This window comes from Mesorhizobium sp. Arg314 (assembly GCF_053714275.1).
In genome coordinates this window covers 40,847-43,906 of sequence record NZ_JBSKBP010000040.1, presented here as the reverse complement: position 1 = coordinate 43,906, position 3,060 = coordinate 40,847, and the positions used below count along the sequence as shown (strand labels likewise).

Here is a 3,060-nt window from a genome sequence, read left to right as displayed (position 1 = left end):
ATATCTGCCCCTGCGCGGCAATCAGGCATGATTGCCATGCCTACCGTATATCCGTGTCCCAATAATGTACCGGTGCCCCTTGGCTCTCTTTTCCGATGCTTGAGGCTCTTGCCGCATTAATTCTTGCCATTCTTTGCCGCAACCGCGACGTCAATCCAGCCTGAACCGGCCTGCTTCAGGGAAGACTTTCTTCTCATTTTCGAAGAAAATGACAAGCGCCGAGGTTGCAAGCTTGCGTCCGAACGTACGCGCACTTTCGACCCCAAAGGGATCAAGGTGAGCAAGAGCCATGTCGACCAACCGTCGGGGCATCATGCGCGACGTCGCTACGAAGACCGGCGGCTCCGCTACGGAATAGACCGGCGTGATTTTGGTGAACGCGCCGTCAGATACTAGCAATTCATAGTCATCCAACGCGCGCCGCAGGATCATCTGCAGCACCTTGGCCGGGCGATATTGCCCCGTCAACATGTCAAAGCTGGCGGAGATGCCGCGTGCTGGAAGCGCTGCCGACAGAAACACCTGTACCTTGGGATCTGCCTGGTAGCTTTCCTTCGAAAGGCCCACGGTTTTTCTAGCGGGCAAAGCCCGGGGAGGTGCTACGGTGACGCTCGTCGAAAGGCCGGCCAGCTCAGTCGGTGCCGTCGCTTCTGAAGGGTTTGAGAAGGCTGGCGTACTTACTACGGGCGAACGCTCCAATCGCATTGCAGCAAGTTGGCGAACTTTCTTCACCGAAATAGTCGGCCTGGAGATACCCATATCAACCCTCCAATACGTTCTCGACTAAAGCCCCAATGGCAGCAAGTTCATCAAAGGCGCGCTGGTTGTTACGTAACATCAGCCGCGTTGCGGGGTTGTGAGTCATATTAGCGACTGTAATATGCAACATGCCACGCTCTTTCATCGCCGCAAAGGCGTCACGGTCATGCATGGATGTGTCGAACAGGGGCAGAAGGCTCAGCATTTCATATGCTGCCTGTTGAGAGACCGTTAGTCTGCCGATAGGCACTCGTTGGCGGAGAATGGCGGTTTGCGTTTGCAGTCCTTCTGCCAGTAAAAGCTCAACGATGTAACGGTAAGTTGCGAGTGCCTCATCGATGTCAAGAGGTGTTAGCATAGTCGGCACCAGCAGAAAATCTGAGCTGGCGATAATAGTGTTGTTCAGTTCGCTTGAACCGCCGGGGGTGTCAGCCAGCGCATAGTCGAAGCCGCTAATTTCCGCCTGTTCATATGCATTTTCCAGTAGTGGCACCTCATCGGCCACGAATACTTCGCATCGCCGGTCCCAAGCGTCGTTGCGAAGCGCATTTTCTTTCCACTTGGTAAGGGGGCGGTTTTCGTCAGCCTCAAACAACGCAACCTTCTTTTGTTTGAAGGCAAACGAGGAACATAGACCCATTAGCGCCGTGGTTTTGCCCGCCCCGCCCTTGAATGAGCAGCAAGTGATGAGCTTCACGAGGCAATCTCCCCTGCCTTTTAACAAATGTACATTGCATAGCAAGGGAAAACACAAAATGAACAGTGTCAATATAGGCAGCCAGATTATCTAGGAATATTATGCTACAATTGTAACCATAATTTGTTATGATTTCCCACCTTAATGCGATTATGTTGCTGCATGTTCGTCATTCATTTGGAACGTTTGTAACAATCTGCATCGACCAAAGGGACTGAGACGTAGTGGCTGAAACAATTCCCGGTTTGTTCGATGACGCTCGTGCACGCAAAAGGCGGCGCGCCGCCTTTGCCGACTCCAGCGGCTACAAGATAGTCAGTGTGCGCTTACGTTCGGCCGAATTCGAATGTTTCTCCGAGCAGTCCCGCGCATTCGGGCTCACGAACAATTTAGCACTCCGCATCGCAATACGTCGCATAGCCGGCTTTCTGGAAATTGATACCAAGACCCGCTGCAACCTTCAGGACATTACCGACAGCATCGGTCAGATTGCCGAGGCACTCCGAGTCTTGCACCGAATCGCAAGCCAAGAAGGCAGCGTGAACATAGAGCGATTCGAGAGGCATAGGCAGAAGTTTGGTCAGGAATTCGCCGTGCTCGACGCCTTGCTTCGGGAAATATTGAATATATCGCGGCGCCGGCAGGACGGTAGACGGCTGTTACAGGAAGCCGTGGTGACACAATGCTCTGAGAACAGCGTTGCTAGGTGAGCCGGGTGCCCCGCCCGCAATCGGTCAGAAGAACTGTAGCTCCGAGGCCGCCGCGCTCTCGCCCGCAAGCAGTAATAAGAATTGTGCCTCGAGGCGGCGCTCGTACGGTACGGCAGATCCGGGATCAGCTGCATTACCTGTCGCGCAACGGCGCAGTAGATCTCCAGCGTTCCGAGCGTCACCAAGGCGTCATGCTACCGTATCATCAGCTCGATGAGACGGCACGCAGTTGGGCCGAGCAGACAGGTAACTATGTACTCGGTCAACCAGACGCAGAAAGCAATCAGGACCTGACCACGCATATCATCGTGAGCTTTCCGCGCGCCACCGATCGCAATAGCGCGTTCAGTGCCGGTCGAGCATGGGTGGAACACATGTTCGGTTCGGGGCGTAGCGGCAGTAGGTTCGACTATATTTCCGCTTTTCACGTCGACCGGGAGCACCCACACCTGCATGTGGTGGTGAATCGTCGGGCTCTGGAAGGCCATTGGCTAAAAATCTCGCGTCGCCACCCGCATTTCAACTACGACAACATGCGCGCCTCGCTTGTCGATGCCGCCTACGACAATGGTATCGAATTGGAGGCAACCTCGCGTGCCGAGCGGGGCATCATGGAGCGCCCGATTACCTATGCGGAATTCCGACGCAGACAGAGAGCTGGAGAAACCATTGCCATTCACCCGCAACCAGAGCCTGACATTCCCGTCACTCCCAGAGGAACACCCGAACCGCCAAACCTTGGCGACAACGGCGCGCTACCAGGCGCTGCAGGACCAGGCCCCACTGATGGCGCAGGGCAAAGATCCATGAGCAACGCCGGAGCGGGACCTCGCGACGATTACGACAACGACGCTCGTATGACCGCTGATCTTGGTCCTGAAGGGCAAGGCGACC

Annotated in this window: 4 protein-coding genes; 2 read left to right on the top strand and 2 right to left on the bottom strand. The window is 55.2% G+C overall.

Annotated features, from left to right (window positions below):
• Positions 1 to 150 precede the first annotated feature (150 nt).
• Complete coding sequence (locus tag ACWGS9_RS28295; RefSeq protein WP_454508334.1) at positions 151 to 759, bottom strand: VirC2 family conjugal transfer protein; 609 nt, start codon at positions 757 to 759, stop codon at positions 151 to 153.
• Position 760: 1 nt separating this feature from the next.
• Entirely contained in the window at positions 761 to 1,456 is a 696-nt protein-coding gene (locus ACWGS9_RS28290) for a conjugal transfer ATPase VirC1 (protein ID WP_454508333.1), read from the bottom strand.
• A 224-nt stretch (positions 1,457 to 1,680) separates the two neighbouring features.
• Here ACWGS9_RS28290 and virD1 point away from each other — a divergent pair, with 224 nt between their 5' ends.
• Both virD1 and ACWGS9_RS28280 read left to right on the top strand, forming a co-directional pair.
• On the top strand, positions 1,681 to 2,166 hold the full coding sequence (gene virD1 / locus ACWGS9_RS28285) for a T-DNA border endonuclease subunit VirD1 (RefSeq protein ID WP_454508332.1): 486 nt from the start codon (positions 1,681 to 1,683) through the stop codon (positions 2,164 to 2,166).
• Between the two features lie 191 nt (positions 2,167 to 2,357).
• Positions 2,358 to 3,060: relaxase/mobilization nuclease domain-containing protein (locus ACWGS9_RS28280; RefSeq protein ID WP_454508331.1), on the top strand; the 703-nt coding region annotated here is incomplete at its 3' end.

Coding starts and splice junctions, on each gene's coding strand:
- ACWGS9_RS28295 (WP_454508334.1), bottom strand. CDS start 759: ATGGGTATCTCCAGGCCGACTATTTCGGTGAAGAAAGTTCGCCAACTT.